Source organism: Pirellula sp. SH-Sr6A (assembly GCF_001610875.1).
Classification (GTDB): domain Bacteria; phylum Planctomycetota; class Planctomycetia; order Pirellulales; family Pirellulaceae; genus JBKCUI01.
This window is the reverse complement of the sequence record NZ_CP011272.1, coordinates 361,744-379,936: the sequence shown is the minus strand read 5'-3', so window position 1 is coordinate 379,936 and position 18,193 is coordinate 361,744. Positions and strand designations below refer to the sequence as shown.

The 18,193-nt window shown below is 53.1% G+C and carries 12 protein-coding genes; 8 read left to right on the top strand and 4 right to left on the bottom strand.

Going from position 1 to position 18,193, the window contains the following annotated elements:
- The first annotated feature begins 46 nt into the window (after positions 1 to 46).
- The 8 genes from VN12_RS01185 to VN12_RS01150 all read left to right on the top strand — a co-directional run bounded on the left by VN12_RS01185 (position 47) and on the right by VN12_RS01150 (position 11,733).
- On the top strand, positions 47 to 1,021 hold the full coding sequence (locus VN12_RS01185) for a DUF1559 domain-containing protein (RefSeq protein ID WP_146675114.1): 975 nt from the start codon (positions 47 to 49) through the stop codon (positions 1,019 to 1,021).
- Between the two features lie 109 nt (positions 1,022 to 1,130).
- On the top strand, positions 1,131 to 1,778 hold the full coding sequence (gene hisH / locus VN12_RS01180) for an imidazole glycerol phosphate synthase subunit HisH (RefSeq protein WP_146675113.1): 648 nt from the start codon (positions 1,131 to 1,133) through the stop codon (positions 1,776 to 1,778).
- Between the two features lie 307 nt (positions 1,779 to 2,085).
- Positions 2,086 to 3,618: an efflux RND transporter periplasmic adaptor subunit gene (locus tag VN12_RS01175; RefSeq protein ID WP_146675112.1), complete on the top strand. Its 1,533-nt coding sequence runs from the start codon at positions 2,086 to 2,088 to the stop codon at positions 3,616 to 3,618.
- Between the two features lie 5 nt (positions 3,619 to 3,623).
- The gene (locus tag VN12_RS01170; protein WP_146675111.1) at positions 3,624 to 6,788 is read left to right on the top strand and encodes an efflux RND transporter permease subunit; all 3,165 of its coding nucleotides are present in this window, start codon (positions 3,624 to 3,626) and stop codon (positions 6,786 to 6,788) included.
- Positions 6,789 to 7,139: 351 nt separating this feature from the next.
- Positions 7,140 to 8,903, top strand: a complete 1,764-nt coding sequence (locus VN12_RS01165) for a cyanophycinase (protein WP_146675110.1) — start codon at positions 7,140 to 7,142, stop codon at positions 8,901 to 8,903.
- Between the two features lie 466 nt (positions 8,904 to 9,369).
- Positions 9,370 to 10,656, top strand: a complete 1,287-nt coding sequence (locus VN12_RS01160) for an IS256 family transposase (RefSeq protein ID WP_240491283.1) — start codon at positions 9,370 to 9,372, stop codon at positions 10,654 to 10,656.
- A gap of 97 nt (positions 10,657 to 10,753) precedes the next feature.
- Positions 10,754 to 11,356 carry a hypothetical protein gene (locus tag VN12_RS01155; protein WP_146675109.1) on the top strand — a complete coding sequence of 201 codons (603 nt, stop codon included), beginning with the start codon at positions 10,754 to 10,756 and terminating at the stop codon, positions 11,354 to 11,356.
- 155 nt (positions 11,357 to 11,511) lie between these two features.
- Positions 11,512 to 11,733, top strand: a complete 222-nt coding sequence (locus VN12_RS01150) for a hypothetical protein (RefSeq protein WP_146675108.1) — start codon at positions 11,512 to 11,514, stop codon at positions 11,731 to 11,733.
- A gap of 508 nt (positions 11,734 to 12,241) precedes the next feature.
- Here the strand turns inward: VN12_RS01150 and VN12_RS01145 are convergent.
- The 4 genes from VN12_RS01145 to VN12_RS01130 all read right to left on the bottom strand — a co-directional run bounded on the left by VN12_RS01145 (position 12,242) and on the right by VN12_RS01130 (position 18,164).
- On the bottom strand, positions 12,242 to 13,399 hold the full coding sequence (locus VN12_RS01145) for a hypothetical protein (RefSeq protein ID WP_146675081.1): 1,158 nt from the start codon (positions 13,397 to 13,399) through the stop codon (positions 12,242 to 12,244).
- A 669-nt stretch (positions 13,400 to 14,068) separates the two neighbouring features.
- On the bottom strand, positions 14,069 to 15,652 hold the full coding sequence (locus VN12_RS01140; protein WP_168164134.1) for an amidohydrolase family protein: 1,584 nt from the start codon (positions 15,650 to 15,652) through the stop codon (positions 14,069 to 14,071).
- The gene (locus VN12_RS01135; RefSeq protein WP_146675106.1) at positions 15,642 to 16,955 is read right to left on the bottom strand and encodes an amidohydrolase family protein; all 1,314 of its coding nucleotides are present in this window, start codon (positions 16,953 to 16,955) and stop codon (positions 15,642 to 15,644) included. The genes VN12_RS01140 and VN12_RS01135 overlap by 11 nt, the downstream gene beginning before the upstream one ends.
- 6 nt (positions 16,956 to 16,961) lie before the next feature.
- Positions 16,962 to 18,164 (bottom strand): amidohydrolase family protein, encoded by a 1,203-nt coding sequence (locus tag VN12_RS01130; protein WP_168164133.1) that lies wholly within the window; start codon positions 18,162 to 18,164, stop codon positions 16,962 to 16,964.
- Between the last annotated feature and the right edge of the window lie 29 nt (positions 18,165 to 18,193).

Genomic DNA, 18,193 nt, shown 5'->3' with positions numbered 1-18,193 from the left:
TTGCTTAGGACGAGCGTCTATTTGAAGTGGACCGAAAAGCGTGGGGATGTCGAGTGTGAAGCAAGTCCCAGAAAACCCAAGGCGAGCGGTCACGCTCATAGAACTCTTGGTCGTCATTACTGTGATCGGCGTCTTGCTTGGGATTCTGCTTCCAGCGGTTCAGTCGGCTCGCGAGTCGTCTCGACGGCTTCGGTGCCAAAACAATTTGAAACAAGTTGGTATTTCGATCCTCGCATTCGAATCGGCCGAACAGGTCTTTCCCGCATCCGGTTGGACGCAATCAGGACCTGGAAACCCGTACGGAAAGTTCATTAGCTGGAGGACAACTATCCTTCCCTACCTCGAGCAATCGTCGGTTAAGGAACTTTACCGGATCGATCAAAACTGGTGGGAAGGAACTAATCTCGCAGTTGCCAGCATCCCCATTCCAATATGGATTTGTCCGAGCACGCCTGAATTGCCACCCATGCAGTTTGCGATTGCAAAACCGCCAAGGCCTTCGCTTTCGTTGAGTCTACCGCTAGGGCGAACAGACTACGAAGCCGTCCAAGGAGTTCAGCCGACGTCGATTGGCAACCCTTTGTACACATCGAGCAATCGATTTTCTGTCATGCACCGGAATTCACGAAACGCATTTGCAGCGATCACCGATGGTTCATCGAACACTATCATGATCGCGGAAACGGCAGGTAGACCGGTCGTGTTTCGGCGCCGCCAACGCGATGATAGTCTTCGTAATGATCAAGGTATCGGTTGGGCCGATGGTGAAGGTGCTTACAGTTTGGATGGTGCGAAGTCGGATGGCACCTTGGAAGGCTGCACGCCCGCTCTGGGGTGTAACGTTGCCATGAATGCACGGAATGATAATGAGCCCTACAGCTTCCATGCATCAGGTGCCCATTTTTTATTCGCCGATGGCCATGTTTCTCATCTTTCGCATTTGATGGAGCTATCGATTTTAGCTGCGCTCTGCACGCGTGCTGCCGGCGAAGTAACCGGGGATTCCGCAAACGAACCTTGAGACGGGGTACGGAGTCTCTTGAATCGCCGAGCAACGACCTTTTCAACTTGGAATCGATCGATTCAACTAAGGATCGGTAGGAGGTGGCCATTATTCGTGAAAGGAACTTATGAGCGTTTCTGTAGGGATTGTCGACTATCAGATGGGGAATCTGCGCAGCGTTGCCAAGGCAATCGAAAACGCGGGCGGGAAGAGCATTGTGTCTTCCAGCCCATCCGAATTGGAAAAGGCGACTCACCTGATTCTTCCTGGAGTTGGTGCCTTTGGCGATGCGATGCACGAATTAACCAAACGGGATTTGATCCCTTGGATCCGCGATTGGATTCACAACAATCGCCCCTTCCTGGGAATATGTCTTGGAATGCAACTTCTATTCGATTCCAGCGACGAAGGGGGCAGTCATACGGGTCTTTCTGTCATTCCTGGTAAAGTCATTCGCTTTAGCAACGAACGTTTGTCTGCCGCGGAACACCGAAAGATTCCGCATATGGGATGGAATCAAGTGACGTCGACGATCTCCCCCGATCCGATGCTCGCTGGAATCCCTTCGCATCCATTTGTCTACTTCGTTCACAGCTACTACTGCGTACCCGACGACCCTGCAGTGACCTGGCTGACATGCGACTACGGCCAAACGTTCTGCGCGGCAGTGCGAAGAGGAAATCTGCTCGCAACCCAGTTCCATCCGGAAAAGAGCCAAGCAGACGGCCTTCGATTGCTTGCAAATTTTCTACAACTCCCCGTTGAAGGAAATTAGTCAACCATTGGGTTAAATCTGTCAACAATCTCGCCCGGATGTTGTGAGCAGGCCTGCTTGATTAAATCGGTCGATTCTCCTTGGAAAGAACCGAAATTGAGGTAGCTCAATTCGCTGTTCCGTTGACAGCGAGCTAGGATAGAACGGTCGTTCACGTACGAGTAACCCGAAGAGTTTGCCCCCCCGCACAACTAGCCCCGTACTGCTTGCGACGAAACGTTTTTACCCGCCATCCACGTTGGATCCTTCGCACCCCTGCGTAAGGTCCTCCTCGCAATCCACGTATCTCTATTCGGATCTGTGTCGCATGACGACCCTGAACTCTGGCAACCCCACTTCCAAGTGGATCTGGATATTTTTACTCGCCGTCGCTGTCGGTGGAACTTGGTACGCCGTGCGCCGAATGCAAGAAGTCGCGAAAGAGAATCAACCGAGCAACCTTTCTCAGCTCAAGTCACCGGCGTCCTGGCCCTCCGTGGAGGTTTGCCAACCACTCCTCAAGAAGATTGTTGAATGGGACGAATTCCCGGGTCGATTGGAAGCGGTAGAGTCCGTGGAGGTCCGGTCGCGAGTCAGCGGCTACTTAAAGATCACAAAGTTCAACGAAGGACAACTCGTGAAACGGGGGGAACTCATTGCAGAGATTGACCCTCGTCCCTTTTTGGCCGAACTCAAACGGACGCAAAGCAATGCTTTGGAGTCTCAGGCGAAACTCCAACAAGCTGTTACCGCCATCGAGCAGTCCAAAGCAGAAGCAGAGCGGGCTCGAGCTCGCCGTGAGTTGACGCAGAAGCAGGTGGAGCGGATGCGATCGCTTCGCACGCAAAATGCGGTTTCTCAAGACGAGCTCGACGTCGCGGAAGCCGCGGCCATCGAGTCGGAAGCAAACTTGGTTGTCGCTGTCAGCAGCATCCAATCCGCAGAGGCTAATCTCACGGCCGCGCAAGCAGGAGTGGAGATTGCCGACGACGCTGTAGACATCGCAAAGTTGAACCTGCAATACACCCAAATAGTTGCTCCGATCGATGGACTGATTAGCCGTCGTTTCGTGACCGAAGGCAATATGATTAGCGGTGGGTCAAACGAATCCACCTTGATCACCACAATCGTCTCCAACAATCCAATACATTGCTATTTCGATGCAGATGAAAATACCTACTTGAAATACACCAAACTAGCCATGGACGGTGTACGACCCAGCAGCCGAGAAGTCCTCAATCCCGTCTACATCGCTCTCGCCGACGACCGAAAGTCTTTTCCCTACAAGGGCCACATGGACTTTGTCGATAATCGCTTCGATAAACAGACTGGCACCATTCGAGGCCGGGCGATTCTACCCAACCCCGATTCGGTTTTGACTCCAGGAATGTTCGTGCGTTTGCGTCTTCCTGGTGGTCCCCCCAGAGATACCATCCTCATTCCGGATAGTGCTGTAGGGACGGACCAAGTCGAGAAGTTCGTTCTCGTCGTCAATGAAGAAAGCAAGGTTGAGAAGAAATTCGTTTCGCTCGGTCCGATTTCACACGGGCTGCGTATTGTTCGAAGTGGTTTGAAAGGTGACGAAAAGGTCATCGTCAGCGGTATTCAACGATCGAAAGTAGGAGAAGGCGTTCAGGTGACAAAGGTTGCCGATGTTCCGTTCAAGGAAGAATCCCTCCCCGATGTTTATGAGCCTTACGGACCGGGCGAGTCGATCGTTCCAAAGCGATTACCCGCAGCCAATGCAACCGACCCCGAGCGTACGGATGCGGGGGCTTCGGATGAGGGCGAGAAGTCCGCTGTGGAGCCGAGCAAGGCAACCGATGGTCCTGCCGTAGGCACTACCAAGGTGGAGAATTAGTCTCGATGCGCATCGCTCAGTTCTTTATCGCTCGACCAATCTTTGCAACGGTCATCTCTTTAGTGATCTTGATCGTTGGTGGCATTGCCTATTTCAATCTTCCGGTCGCTCAATATCCGGATGTGGTACCTCCGACGATTGTCGTCCGTGCCACCTATCCTGGTGCTTCCCCCGAGGTCATCGCGGACTCCGTAGCGACTCCGATCGAGCAAGAAGTCAACGGAGTAGAAGACATGCTTTACATGTCTTCTCAGTGTACGACCGATGGAGCCATGGCACTCACCGTGACTTTCAAGCTTGGGACCGATCTCAATGTTGCGCAAGTCTTAGTGCAGAATCGTGTGGCGGTCGCGCTGCCCCGTCTTCCAGAAGAAGTCCGACGATTGGGCGTGACAACCATCAAATCATCGCCGGACCTTCTTTTGGTCATTCATTTGACGTCTCCGGAGAGCAAATACAGCCAGCTCTACGTGGGTAACTATGGATTGATCCAACTTCGCGACTCCTTAGCCAGAGTCGATGGAGTGGGTGATGTGAACATCATCGGTTTGCGCGAATACAGCATGCGAATTTGGTTGGATCCAGACAAGCTAGCGCACTTGTCGATGACTGCAGGGGATGTACTTGCCAGTTTGCAAGAGCAAAATATCCAAGTCGCTTCGGGTGTCATCGGTCAACGCCCAGTTCCAACCGGGGGCGCTTTCCAGTTGTCGGTCAATACGCTTGGTCGATTGGTTGACCCAGAGCAATTTGAAAACATCATCGTCCGTTCGGGGGAAGATGGCCGAGTCGTCCGCGTCAAAGATGTCGCTCGCATCGAGCTCGGTGCACGCGACTATTCGTCGGATGGCAACCTCGATAACAGTCCTGCTGTAGCCATCATCATCGCACAACGCCCAGGTTCAAATTCTCTTGCTACGGCTGAGCGGGTGGAAAGCTTAATTGCAGACTTGTCCAAGTCATTCCCGGCAGGTATCGAGTACAAAATTGTTTACAACCCCACGGTGTTCGTTCGCGAGTCCATCGAATCGGTGGTTCACACCCTTTACGAAGCGGTTGCGCTGGTAGTCATCGTAGTTCTTGTGTTTTTGCAGAACTGGCGTGCTAGCCTTATTCCACTCTTGGCGATTCCTGTTTCGTTGATTGGAACCTTCGCGGCAATGTCCGCCTTTGGCTTTTCCCTTAACATCCTATCCCTTTTCGGACTGGTGCTCGCCATTGGTATTGTCGTGGACGATGCTATCGTGGTCGTTGAGAATGTGGAAAGGCATATCGCCGATGGATTAGCTCCCTATCAAGCGAGTTACAAGGCGATGGAGGAGGTTACACCTGCCGTTATCGCGATCGCCGTTGGCCTCTCAGCCGTCTTCATCCCTACCGCTTTTCTGTCCGGATTGACGGGTCAGTTTTTTCGGCAGTTCGCTCTGACCATCGCCGTGTCCACCATGATATCGGCTCTCAATTCACTCACATTGGCTCCGGCTCTTTGCGCAATCCTTTTGCGACCGCATGATGCTCCGAAAGACTGGTTCAGCAAAGTCTGGGACTTTCTATTCGGCTGGTTTTTCTCACTCTTCAATCAAGCGTTTGAATTCGTTTCCAGAATCTACAGCCAAGCTGTGTCCTGGGTGATTAGGCACCCGGTCGTACCAATGTCTTGCTACGCAGCAATGATCGGGTTGACCGTATTCGGGTTTCAAACCATGCCGACCGGTTTTATCCCCAAACAAGACATGGGTTATCTGATCACGATGGTTCAGTTGCCCGATGGAGCGTCTGTGGAGAGGACAACGAAAGTCGTCGAGCGAGTGGTGGACATTATCCGGCAGCATCGAGGTGTCGCCCACGCCGTATCGTACGCAGGGTACTCCGGAACGACACGAAGCAATAGTTCGAACTACGGATCGATCTTCGTTATTCCCAAACCGTTTGAAGAACGAAAAGAACATGGCCCGCACGCAGATGTCATTCAAAAAGAGCTGCAGGCGGAATTATCTAAGATCACCGATGCTACGGTATTTGTAATCAACCCTCCGCCCGTTCGTGGCTTGGGAACCGCTGGTGGCTTCAAATTCCTGGTGCAGGATCGACTAGGCTACGGATACAAGGAGCTTCAGAAAGCGACCGACGACCTCATTGCGGCTTGCAAGACCGATCCAACGCTTAGCAACGTGTTTACCACCTTTCGCGCGACGACGCCCCAGTTGTATGCCAATGTGGATCGCACCAAGGCGAGCATGCTGAACGTGCCCATCGCGAATATCTTTGAAGCCTTGCAAATCAACCTCGGGTCGGCGTATGTCAATGACTTCAATATGTTTGGCAGGACGTTCCAAGTGAGAGCGCAGTCCGAAGGAGAGTTCCGACAGTTTTCGGATGATATCACTCGCTTTCGAGTGCGAAGTCGCGAAGGGAGTATGGTTCCACTCGGATCCCTGCTCGATGTCGAATGGCGCAGCGGTACGGATCGCGTGGTACGGTACAACATGTATCCCGCAGCGGAAGTACAAGGAGACGCATCGTTTGGACGAAGTTCTGGCGAAGCTATTCAAGCTGTGGAGCGAATTGCGAAAGAAGTCCTGCCGCAAGGAATGCAAATCGAGTGGACCGATATCGCCTACCAAGAACAGCTTGCTGGGAATACGGCTATTTATATTTTCCCGCTTTGCGTTCTCTTCGTCTTTCTCGTTCACTCGGCTGAGTACGAAAGCTGGTTGTTGCCCCTGGCTATCATTATGATTGCCCCGATTTGCTTGCCCTTCGCTTTGGGTGGCCTTTACATGCGGTCGATGGATAACAATCTCATCGCGCAAATTGGCTTCATCGTCTTGATCGGATTGGCGGCGAAAAACGCTGTTCTGATCGTTGAGTTTGCGAAGCAATTGGAGGAAGAAGGTAAAGACAAATACGCTGCGGCCACGGAGGCCTGCCGATTGCGATTACGACCGATTGTCATGACCTCGCTCGCATTCATTCTCGGCGTCCTTCCGATGGTGAAAGCGATAGGAGCTGGCGCAGAGATTCGGCAAGCTTTGGGTACAGCCGTCTTTGCTGGAATGAGCGGAGTTACGTTGGTCGGACTTTTTCTCACTCCGACCTTCTACGTTCTCTTGCGCAGCCTAGGACGTCCCCTTTCCCCAAACCATTCCCACGCTCCCACCTCGAAGTAAGAAAGTTCAGGGGGCCAAGTCATAGAGGCGACTCTTCGCTTCAAAGTCCATAGAAACTCCCCTCCACATCGTTAATCCGAACGAAGTCGCATGGCCCCTAGGGGGGCTCCTACCTGTGTCGAGTCTGCAGTCCCTCTGTTTGTGGTGAGCGCGCTGAGGCGGAGAACCCTGGATGCAAACAGCGAGCAAGTGCCAGCGGCCGTTTCGATCTTAGAACCCTACATCGAAAGCGATTGAAGAATTATCTCGGCGAGCGATACCAATCAGTTGCAAGAACCACTCTTTTATCTAGGCTCAACGGATCCCGATTTGCAAAGGTATTCCTTTCCCTCCCGTGTTCCGAACTCCGCTATGGTTCGACTCTGCCTTGCCCTGATTCTTTCCCTCGCATCTGGGCTACTGCTCTCCGAGCCAGTCTTCTCGCAGGCCGATGTAAGGCCATCGAATGGGCAATTGATCATGGTTGGAGGCGGATTGGGGGTAAGTAACCGTTCGGTCTTCCTGGATCTCATTGAAGCGGCCGGCGGCACATCCAATGCCAAGTTTGTTCTACTGCCTGCGGCTAGTCTGTCGCTCGACGCCGCGCACCACTTTCAAAAAGAGCTTTCAGAATTTGGTATTCAAAGCAACCAAGTCGAGATTTTAAATGTTCTTCACTCGAATGCCGATCAGGCAACGAGGGATCCTGTCAATGTGGAGAAGGTTGATCGTGCCACTGCGGTTTACATGACCGGAGGGGATCAAGTTCGTTTGGTTCGAGCTTTGACCAATTCCGATGGAACCGACACGCCTCTCCTCGTCGCGATGCGTCGGCTCTATGCTCGAGGAGGAGTCATTGCAGGAACGAGCGCTGGAGCTTCTGCTCAGAGCACAAAAATGCTTTCGGCTTCAGGATTGCCAAGCATGTTCGTTGACGAAGGACTCGATGCGCTCGATTTCGGATTAACCAAGGACACAATCTCGCGTGGAATCCTTGTGACTCGGGGGCTAGGGTTTCTTCAGAACGGCGTCATCGATCAACACTTTCTCCAGTACCGCGGACGCCTTGCAAGGCTTAGCCGAGTGATACTGGAACGGAAAATTCCGTTTGGCATTGGAATCGATAGAGACTCGGCCATACGTGTACGCAGCGACGGGAAGGTGATGGTGACAGGGGGCCGTGCGATCGTGGTCCTAGCTGACCGCGCAACCGTGCAGTCTGGGCCTACGGGATGTTCTCTAAGCAACCTGAACGTGTCGCTAATCAGCGAGGGAGATTGTTTCGATCCCTTGGATTTAACGTTCACGCTTCACTCGTCGCGTAAACCTATCGCAGAAGAGGACGTGACCTTTGATGGAGGGTTTCGGATTACCGACATCGGATCTGGTTACGCTGTTGCGAACGCTTTGATTGGAGGATTGGCGGAAAATACGCAGTCAAACCAAGAAGGCATTGTGTTGCAGTATCACGATGACACCTCGCATGGCTATCGATATGAATTCATCAAGACTCCCGCCAGCAAATCATTTCTTTCCGATTCGCTAGATGGATCTCGATACAGCGTTCTTCACATTCAGATCAATATCTCACCGATTGCAAATGGTTTATTCCCTGCTCATACCCAACATCCCGTCGATCTTTCAGATCTTGGTGAAGAAGAAAAGCTGGCGGCTACTGCTGTAGCGTTTCGTGGGATGCTGACGACAAATCAGGGGCGAGAGTTTCGTCCCTTCGAGTCGGTTACTCGTCGAGAATTTGCAGTTGCTTGTGTTCGATGTCTTCACTTGAATGCGCCCAAGGATGAAGGTCTTCACGACACAAACGATAAAAATCGGTTGTCGATCGAGCTCAGACAAGCGATGGAAGTGGGATTTATAAAGCGAGTTAGCGATGGTGAGCTACGGCTCGACGAACAGATTTCGATTCAAGATTTGAAATTAGGACTCGATAAACTTGCTGCGTTGTATAGTACAGCTGACTCGTCCAAATTTCGTGTAGACATAGCCGGGATCGAGGAATCGGCTGGATCGACTATTTCAAGAGGTCGCTTGGCTCGGCTTCTAGTTGAGTTACTTTTTCCTCAAGGGTTCGGGGGAAATTCAAAAGTCTCGTCACCTTCAAGATTACCAAATTGATCTGCTTATGCCCTTTGCACTGTGCTTTGGGTTTGGTAGCGTCGACGGCGAAGTTGAAAAGCGATTCTTCATCGTGGAGCTTGAGTGATCTTGTATTCTCCAGTGCGTTTTCGGGGTGGGGTGTCTTCCCGCCTCTTCCCGCCTCTTCCCGCCTCTTCGCTAACGGGATCCTTAAACGTCTATTTTTGGGGTTTGCACTCTTTGGCGTTTGGTCTTTTGCGGAGAGATTGGGTTTTGGCCAATCTTCCTTCCATCCCAATCTCTTTTTCGCCCGCAATACGAAGAGCAAGTTCGAAACTCCAGAAGCGACGATGGCGTCCTGGATGCTATCAGTGAATAGAGAGAAGTGGGCCGGAGATATAACCAAATGTTGAGTTCTGTGAATTGAGAAAAAGGTGGCGTATCCTGCTGGTGTAAATGTCAAGTTTCACTAGCGGCCCAACGAGGGCACAAGGAGTACGCCGAGATGAAAAATAAGGTATTCGATGCTTCTGAACCAGTGGGTGGGAACGAAGTTTTGAAGTTTGGACCCGTTGAGAACGCCAGAAGCGTCCTCGACCAAATCATCCAAGACGGGGCGAGACGGATGCTGCAAGCTGCTTTGGAAAACGAGGTCGAAGCGTTCCTCGAACGGCATTCGAACAAGGTCGACGACGAGGGAAGGCGACAAGTCGTCCGAAACGGATACTTACCTTCCCGCGAGTTGGTGACGGGTGCAGGAACACTCGAGATCCAACAGCCTCGTGTTCGCGATAAATCACCCAAGGCAGATGATCGCGTTCGATTTTCCTCCAGCATCCTTCCGCCCTACCTGCGTCGTTCGAAGGCGATCGACGAGCTCATTCCCTGGCTTTCCCTCAAAGGCATTTCCACCGGCGATTTCTCGGAAGCCTTGCAATCGTTGACGGGCGCTCCCGTGGATTCGGTGAGCGCCTCGACAATCGTTCGCTTGAAGGAAGCTTGGACGAAAGAGTATGAAACTTGGAGCAGCCGCGATCTCTCGGAAAAGCGTTATGCCTACATCTGGGCAGATGGCATTCATGTCAATGTTCGATTGGAAGACCAAGAAAATCAAAGGCAATGCCTCTTGGTCTTGATGGGGGCAACTGCGGAAGGAGAGAAGGAGCTGATCGCCGTGAGAGATGGATATCGGGAAAGCGAATCAAGCTGGATAGAGCTCCTTAGTGACCTTAAAAGCCGCGGCCTCAAAGTGGAACCGCAGCTTGCCATCGGTGATGGAGCGTTGGGCTTTTGGGCTGCCGTACGCAAAGTGTTTTCCAAGATACGGGAGCAGCGTTGCTGGTTTCACAAGAGCGGAAACGTCTTGAACAAGCTACCCAAAAGTGCGCAGCCACGCGCCAAGGAAGCCCTCCACGAAATCTGGATGGCAGAGACACGAGAGAATGCTTACAAGGCGTTTGATCGCTTCGGAGAAATGTACAAAGCGAAATACCCGAAGGCATGGGAATGTCTTTCCAAAGACAAGGAGGAGCTCCTGGCGTTTTATGATTTCCCTGCTGAGCACTGGAAGCACCTTCGCACGACCAATCCGATTGAGTCCACCTTCTCAACGATACGGTTAAGGCATCGCAAGACGAAGGGAAGCGGAACGCGTCAAGCGAGCTTGGTGATGATGTTCAAGCTTGCCGAAGCAGCTGCAAAGAAATGGCGGCGACTCGATGGTCATCAGCACATCGTATCGCTGCTCGAAGGAAAGAAATTCGTAAATGGAATCCTGCAGGTTGCCGCCTGATTCCAAATCCTAGAACACAACAATTGACAATACCTCGTGGGCCGACGAGTTTGCTTGCTATTCAGGGTTTCAAAGAAGCAAGTTTACTTACGAAATTATGGTAAGCACCCACGATTTGCTTCGAGACGAGAAGCTTGCAAAAGAAGCTGGGCGAATCTTTCTCAAGTACGAGTTTCCATCGTCGGTTCTTGATGGGATTCTTCCCCATCGAATCGATTCAAGTCATTTGACAGATCCCGAGGAGATGCGAGAGCAGCACGACTCTCACCTGCGATCTATACGAGCCAGCATCCAACGATGGGAGCGTGAAATCCAGCCTTTGGATGTACGATGGGAGGCAATGATTGGAGAGTTGCAACCGATATTGGTCACTTGTTATGAGAGGTACAGGACTACTGATCCTCACATCAACATGGGAATTGTCTTTCATCTGAGATACCATCGTTTTGTTCAATCCGCGGTGGTTGAAGTACAAGAGCATGCAGCCCGGGGTACCGCCGTCGCTCTACTGAGAGACACTCATGGGCTACTCGATCCTGACTTCAAAGATTCGAATCCGATACGGATTCGCTCATCGTTCACCGCACTTCTGAAAGTAAATAGTGCATGGGCCAAGTCGAAGGCGCGTCGTACACGCATCGACCTTCAATTCGTGAAAGAAGGAGACGATTGGAAAATCGAATCCGTACCCCTGCGTTAAGCGGAACTTGATGGTTTAGCAGCACGCTGTTTTACTGCACTTTAGGCAAAGATGTGAGAGCAATTCAGTGATGAGCGAGAATTGCTCTTGAAACGAAAATGGCCCTCAAGGGACAAGTTAGTTACCACACATAACTGCCCCCAGGAGAGCCAAGGATGGTCAAGGGTAAACGATCTAATCGCCCACCGCAACTTCAGCATAGCAAAAAGTCGACTTTCTCGCTGCATGACAAACGCGGCCGATTGTGCACCCCGAATCCAACGCGCCGTAAAACGGAATCGGCTACCGCGCCGTTGATCGGAGGCATCGCGGTCGTCGCAACTGCCATGCACACTCCCTCACTAGCAGGCACCCATCTATTCAGCGCTCTCAATTAAGGACACCCATCTATTCAATCGTTCCTCAAATAGCAGGCACCCACCTTTTTGGGGGGAAGAGGTATCTCGCGAAGGCGCCAAGACGCAGAAATTCCCAATAGCAGGCACCCACCTATTCAAATCATTCCCGATAGTAGGCACCCATCTTTTGATAGCAATCTTTTGGAGCAATCCCGAAAGCAGGCACCCATCTTTTCAATCGTTCCTCAAATAGCAGGCACCCACCTTTTGATAGCAGGCACCCATCTTTTGGAGGGGACGGAGGGGGGACAGGGTTTGGGGTGGAGTTGGGGGCGGAAGTGGCCTGGGGGGCTGGAATTTAGAGGGATTGGGCTCGGATGGGCGCAGCGGCGAGCCGGACCCGAGAATGCAGGAGGGCGAAGAGAGGGAGATGGGAGAGAGGGAGACTGGAGAGCGGACGTTCTGGCTCAGGCTCCAAGGTGGGGAACCGGAGCTAGCGGAGCCACTTGCTACTTGCCGGTCGCCAGTTGTCGCGAATCGCTCCCCGCTAGGCGAAGCAAGCGGCAGCTTGGCGCTGGCCGCGACTCCAGCGTTTGTGGGTCCGCTCCGCGTCGGCGATCATCGCCTTGGGATTCCCACTACAACGGCTTGTCCCAAAGTACTTCGTGTAGTTCCACACCAAGTCGCACCACATGCTCGGTTCCACTCCCAAGCCGGTAAACAAGGGCTCTAAGGATTCAGGAACCCGACACACGCTCCCTGGCGGATGATCCTTCTGCTTAGCAGTCCATTGCAACAACTTCACATAGTCCTCCAGGTTCATCTTCAAGAACCCTCGGTTGCTGGCGCGCAGACCATTGGTGCTGGCCTGCGGATCAAACGCGTCCACTCCGGGGTCGAGCGTCAAAGGGGCCAACCAGGCGTCTCGGGGGACCAGTGGACGGGGGCCAGTCTGCTTACGAGCCTTCTTCTGCTCCTCGAGCGTCATCTTGGTCCTCCTCGCGATCGATTCCTCCCGGGACAAGGGAATACGATCCAGAGCCGAGGATTCGATCATCGCTCCCTTGGCAGCCTCGATTCGATCAAACACCGACGTGTGCATCGAGAGTTCGATTGTTGCGGCCAGGTTCGCGCGCAAGACATTGAGATCCACATACATGGCGCAGGCCAGCAAACCCGCTTCATCGAGAAGCCGCTTCGCTTTGAATCGGCCATCCCAGAAGCAGCCACTGCATTCATCTTCTGCATTGGCTCGCCTAGCGATGACTTCTGCAAGAGAACGCATGAACCAAGAGATATCGGAGAGTCGGCTGCGATACTCTTGGATCTTCTCGGGATTGGCTACAGCGCTTCGGACATCCTCCTCGTTGGGCTCGGCCAAGACATCGAGGATTCGGGTGCCTGGAAAGAGTCTTAGCCAGCGGGTGGCGACTTCTACGTCGGACCAAGTCTTCACGACATCGGGGCGATTGCGGAGGATGACATGGAGGTGATTGGATAGGACGGCATATTGGAGAACGTCGATACCGAAGACAGAGGCCAGGGACTCCAGGCGCTGGCGAATCCATTCTCTGCGGTGGGTGTAGTCTTTCTGGGTGAGCTCATCGATGCCTGTGAGGAAGGCGCGACGGACACAGCGATGGTAGCAATGAACAAGGCAGATTTCGTCGCTGACGAACTGCTCACAGCGGAGCGTGCTGGACATGGTGGATCTCTCCAAGAAGTTCGGGGTGTAGATCCCATCACCTTATGGGATTGAAGGAAGGGATGCAACCAAATAGGTGAACTTTTTGGAGAGGGGTAAATGAGAGGCACCCACCTAATGGGGGGGAGGGAGGTTTCTCGCGAAGGCGCCAAGACGCAAAAGGGGGATTCGGGGCACCCACCTAATAAACGGGGGATTGGGGGCACCCACTTAATGGGGAAATAAGAGGCACCCACTTTTTTGATAGGAAGCACCCACCTAATAGAAATAGGATGCACCCATCTAATGGGGAGTAGGGGAGGTGGGCGCCTCCTAATTAGGTGAGGGTAAATAGAAGGCACCCACCTAATGGGGGGGAGGGAGTTTTCTCGCGAAGGCGCCAAGTCGCAACGGCTCAATAAGAGGCACCCACCTAATTGTTTCCACCTAATTAGGTGAGAAGGTGATAGGTGGGTGCATCCTAATTAATAGGTGGGTGCCTCGGATTGGGGGGAGGTGAGTGAGGGGGATTTGGGGGGGGGTGGGCAGCGGGACTTGGAGCGATAAGGAAAGGTGGATTGGGAAGACTTCGCTTGGTACGGCGACGGAAAGATGTTTTTATCCGTGGCGGTGATGAGGTAGCTTGATAGACATGCTGGCCCTAGTGGCGAAGAAGTGGAGAACCCTAGGCTATTTTCGTTCGTAAACGGGTAAGACGAAATCTTGGTCGCGTTGGTAACGAGGTCGACCATTCACGATCGACGTTTCTACGTAGGTGCGATAATCGAGGGGATTGCCATTGAGGATGAGCAAATCCGCATCACGGCCAACCTCGATCGCTCCAAGCCGATCTTCTAACCCAAGCATCGCGGCAGGAACTAGCGTGATTGCCGCTAACGCCTTGGCCTCGCTCGCACCACCTCGCACTGCAAACGCAGCTTCGAGGGGTAGACTCATCAGATCTCGTCCCGCTAAACCGACCATGCTCACAGCACCTTCGAGCGGTTCCACCGCAAATGGTATCCCTGCTGATTCAAGGACGCGTGGCAATTCAATCCAGCTTCCCGAACTATCCTCCTCACCGAATCTGGGTTCCCGTCGCACACGTGGGGTGATGGTCAAACCGACATTTGCCTCCGCTAAATCTTTAGGAATAACCCAACCTTCGATCCCTCCCTTGATCACCAGCCGGTAGTCCAGATCTTTCGATAGTTGACAAAGCTCACGCATTTCGGTGACACGGCTCGCAGGAATCCGAAGGGCGATCTCCTTTTTCACTAAACTAAGAATTTCATCGCTCACCGGTTTGCGAGGAGGGTTTTCTCGCTTCCCTTCCCGCGTCGCTTGCTCGTGAGCCGCTTGGTCCTTTAGGTATTGCTTGGCTTTCTGGATCTGATCGCGCCAGGCAGATTGATTGGTCGCGCCGCTCAACGCGCCTGGCGTTAAGTCCAAAAATGCGACCTCCTTTACGAGCATGCCCTCTAACTGCCCGAACGACATCTTAATGACCGAGCTCTTTTGTGGGACGATCGGAGAAGGAGGGGTCGGAGCGATGGGCTCCGTCGGTAGGATCGGGAGACTGCAGCAGGGGCAAAGCTGCACCAATTCCCCATAGGCTCTCCGTTCCATCGATTGCGAGGTTCGCTCCAATTCGCTCGAGTCCGGATCGAAACCAGGGAAGCGTTCTGTCACTTCGTAGAACTCATCGTTTGGACGGACCGTGGCTGCGTCCGCCTCGACACCGCGACGACCTCGCCCTTGCCCGCCGCCTCGAACTTGAACGGCCCCCGAGGTGATACCGACCGAAAGTGAAAATTGGATATTGCGATCAAACGGATTGAATTCATCGGCGAGCTTTCCGTCCGCTCCACCCGAAACACCAACACCGGACATATTCAAGGCTATGAAGCCGGGAGTAACCCATTTTCCAGTTGCATCGATCCGCGTGGCCTTTTCTGGAATATCGACATTAGTCCCGATCGCCTTGATCTTCCCGTTCTCGATAAGAACAGTCCCACGCCGGATGACTTCCCGTGAAACGGTATGCACATCTCCTCCAACGATCGCAAGCCACTCGGGCTCCGGTTTGGGTGCAGCAGATTGCTTTTTCTCATCTTCGGACGGTGCCGTGCGTTGCCTGCTATCTTCGCGCTGAGGACCTCGATTCGGGCCACGTCCGCCGGGCGGCTGCCACGCATACGTGTCGGCGCCCACGATCGAACAGCCCATTAGCCCTAGCAACCAAAGTCGCATCCACGATCGATTAGTTTTCATAAACGACTTTACCTTCCAAGAGCAACGTTTCGATTTCGGTAGCCACATCAAAAGGTGGACCGTCGAACAAAATCAAATCGGCTTGTGATCCTGGTGCTATCATGCCGTGGGTCTTCTCAAGTCCCAGCAACTTCGCAGGTGTCGAAGTAACCGACGCTAGCGCCTCGAATTCCGAAAGTCCGGTCTTGATCAGGACCCCAAGTGCAAACGTCGGGGATGCCTGGGATTCGGTCAAATCGATCGAACGTTGCCCCAGGGCAATCGCAAAAGGGATCTTCTCTTTAGCAGCCAGTGCAGGAACGTTCACACGCACCCGAGAGTTCGGAATCAGATCGATGCGAGGTGGCAAGAGTAAAACCGATTGGTCCTTTCGAATGCTTTGACGCGCCGCATACGCATCCGCTCCATTAACAATCCACTGCACCTTTGCTTTTGGAAACTCTTTGAGAATCGACTCGACATGAAGAATCGTTGCGGCATTATTGCAATTGATCACAATGGGTTTGGTCCCCTCGCGAACTTCTGCCCATAGCTTTTGCTCATCCGACGATTCCGGAGGAGTCGAGGGGCCGCTGGCTCCTGCATTACCTGAATTGTTCGCAGGAGAAGCGGAGGGACCGCGAGAACCTCGATTCGAAGACGGGGGCTTTAGATTGCTTCGAAGTAGGTCCAGACTACGTTCGTTGTTGGTCACCGTCACTCCCAGGAATCCATCCTCCTTCAAGACTTTCAATTCCGATGGATTCTCTTCAGAATAGTTAGATGGTATCACGATGGCCGTGTAGGAATAGCCGGGTGCAATGACATGCGCCGTGGTGATTCCGGAACGCAAGAGCGGCCTCCAGTCGATCGCGTCCTTTCGAATCAGTTCCGATACCTTCTGTAGCGGACCGCGGGCCGTGGGAGAACGCCCTCCTAGCGTAAACGTTCTTCCCCCGACAACGACGGTTCGAGTCTCTTCCGACGAATTCTCCGCTTGGAGTGTTAGCGGATAGAAGACGGAAAGAAATCCTGGCGTGACGTGTTTGTTGGTGCCGTCGAGGATTTGGGCATCGATTGGAATCGCTGTATCTTTCCCTACGCTCTTCACCTTGCCGTCCTCGATGAGCAAGGTGGCATTCTCCAATGGCTTGGGATCGGTCAAGGTATGTATCGTCGCGTTTCGTATCACGACCGCATCGTTTCCAAGCATTTCGCCTACGGAAATCCACGAAACAACTGGGAGTACCGCCCAAGCTAACGCGTTAGCGTTGTGCCGCGATGGAAGCCAACGACAATATTTTATTGCAAATGGACTTTTCATGCGTGTTTAAAACCTTCTCCTGTCCACTTGAATGTCATAGACGCTCTTCCCGTTGATGAAGACTTGCTTGACATAGTGACGTGGGTCGATCAGCGAACCGGTCGAGATCACGATATCCGCGTCCTTGCCGGGTTCGAGTGACCCGACCCGATCCTCTATCATCAAGGCGCGAGCTGCTTCGATCGTCAAGCCGCGAATGGCTTTCTCTTCATCCCAGCCATACCTGACTGCCATCGTCGCTTGAAATGAGAGCTCCTCCTGCGGAATCACAGGCGCGTCGGTGTTGACTCCGAGGAGCGTCGTCCCTCGATTGGCATACTCGACGACGATGCCGCGAATCTGGCCATTTGCAGGGTCCATCCAAAAGCCCCGAGGACCTGCCATGACGGGTATGCCCCGCTTGTTGACCTCCTCGGCCAGCTTAAACGCATCAAACGTCCCGTGGTCGATCACGATCTTCAGATTCATTTCGTCGACAAGCATTCGGAGGGTCGATTGAACGACTTGGTATTGCTGTGTGTGTACGACGACGGGGATCTCGCGATGGAACAAGGGCTTGAAGTACTCCAAACGCAGATTGAATTCTGGTTTCACCGTCGTCTTGCCCGACTCGTACGCATCCCATTGTTGAACGTAAAGACGTCCCTCGAGGAGTTGTTGACGGATCACGTGATTCATGCCCATCCGACCCGAACCTACCTCGCCAGCGCTCCGTTCCGGGTTCCCCGCTTGGGCGATCTTAAGAACCCCCGGCGCTTTGAGGATGATTTCGGAAAGTTTGCCAGGGCCAGTTTTCATCAGCGTTCCCCAGCCGCCCATGTTGGTTCCGCTACCTGGGATAAAGCAGACGGTGGTGACACCCCCTGCGATGGCCACTTTGAGCTTTTCATTGTGAGGAATGATCTGGTCCCAGTTCCGAAGTTCTGGGTTGGTTTGATAAACCATCTCATTCAAATCCCCAGTCCCTCCTACGTGCGAATGCGCCTCGATGAGGCCAGGCATCGCGAACGAATCGGGATGGTGAATCACGCTGCAACCCTCTGGGATCGTCAGACTAGCAAATGGACCTACGGATTGGATCTTTCCGTTCTCGATAAGGATAACGCCATCGAGGATCGGTTCGCCAGCGCATGTGATGACTTTCCCCACTCGCACGGCGATTCGATGATTATCAGGTGATGGCTCTTCGCCCACTGCGACAGCGGACATCGCAACGCAAAAAAGAGCGAGCACACACC

Bases quoted from the DNA above. Each gene is read 5' to 3' on its own strand.
- VN12_RS01150 (WP_146675108.1), top strand. From the start codon at position 11,512: ATGGTCAAGGGTAAACGATCTAATCGCCCACCGCAACTTCAGCATAGC.
- VN12_RS01130 (WP_168164133.1), bottom strand. From the start codon at position 18,164: ATGTCCGCTGTCGCAGTGGGCGAAGAGCCATCACCTGATAATCATCGA.
- VN12_RS01145 (WP_146675081.1), bottom strand. From the start codon at position 13,399: ATGTCCAGCACGCTCCGCTGTGAGCAGTTCGTCAGCGACGAAATCTGC.
- VN12_RS01170 (WP_146675111.1), top strand. From the start codon at position 3,624: ATGCGCATCGCTCAGTTCTTTATCGCTCGACCAATCTTTGCAACGGTC.
- VN12_RS01160 (WP_240491283.1), top strand. From the start codon at position 9,370: ATGAAAAATAAGGTATTCGATGCTTCTGAACCAGTGGGTGGGAACGAA.
- hisH (WP_146675113.1), top strand. From the start codon at position 1,131: ATGAGCGTTTCTGTAGGGATTGTCGACTATCAGATGGGGAATCTGCGC.
- VN12_RS01135 (WP_146675106.1), bottom strand. From the start codon at position 16,955: ATGAAAAGTCCATTTGCAATAAAATATTGTCGTTGGCTTCCATCGCGG.
- VN12_RS01175 (WP_146675112.1), top strand. From the start codon at position 2,086: ATGACGACCCTGAACTCTGGCAACCCCACTTCCAAGTGGATCTGGATA.
- VN12_RS01185 (WP_146675114.1), top strand. From the start codon at position 47: ATGTCGAGTGTGAAGCAAGTCCCAGAAAACCCAAGGCGAGCGGTCACG.
- VN12_RS01140 (WP_168164134.1), bottom strand. From the start codon at position 15,652: ATGAAAACTAATCGATCGTGGATGCGACTTTGGTTGCTAGGGCTAATG.
- VN12_RS01155 (WP_146675109.1), top strand. From the start codon at position 10,754: ATGGTAAGCACCCACGATTTGCTTCGAGACGAGAAGCTTGCAAAAGAA.
- VN12_RS01165 (WP_146675110.1), top strand. From the start codon at position 7,140: ATGGTTCGACTCTGCCTTGCCCTGATTCTTTCCCTCGCATCTGGGCTA.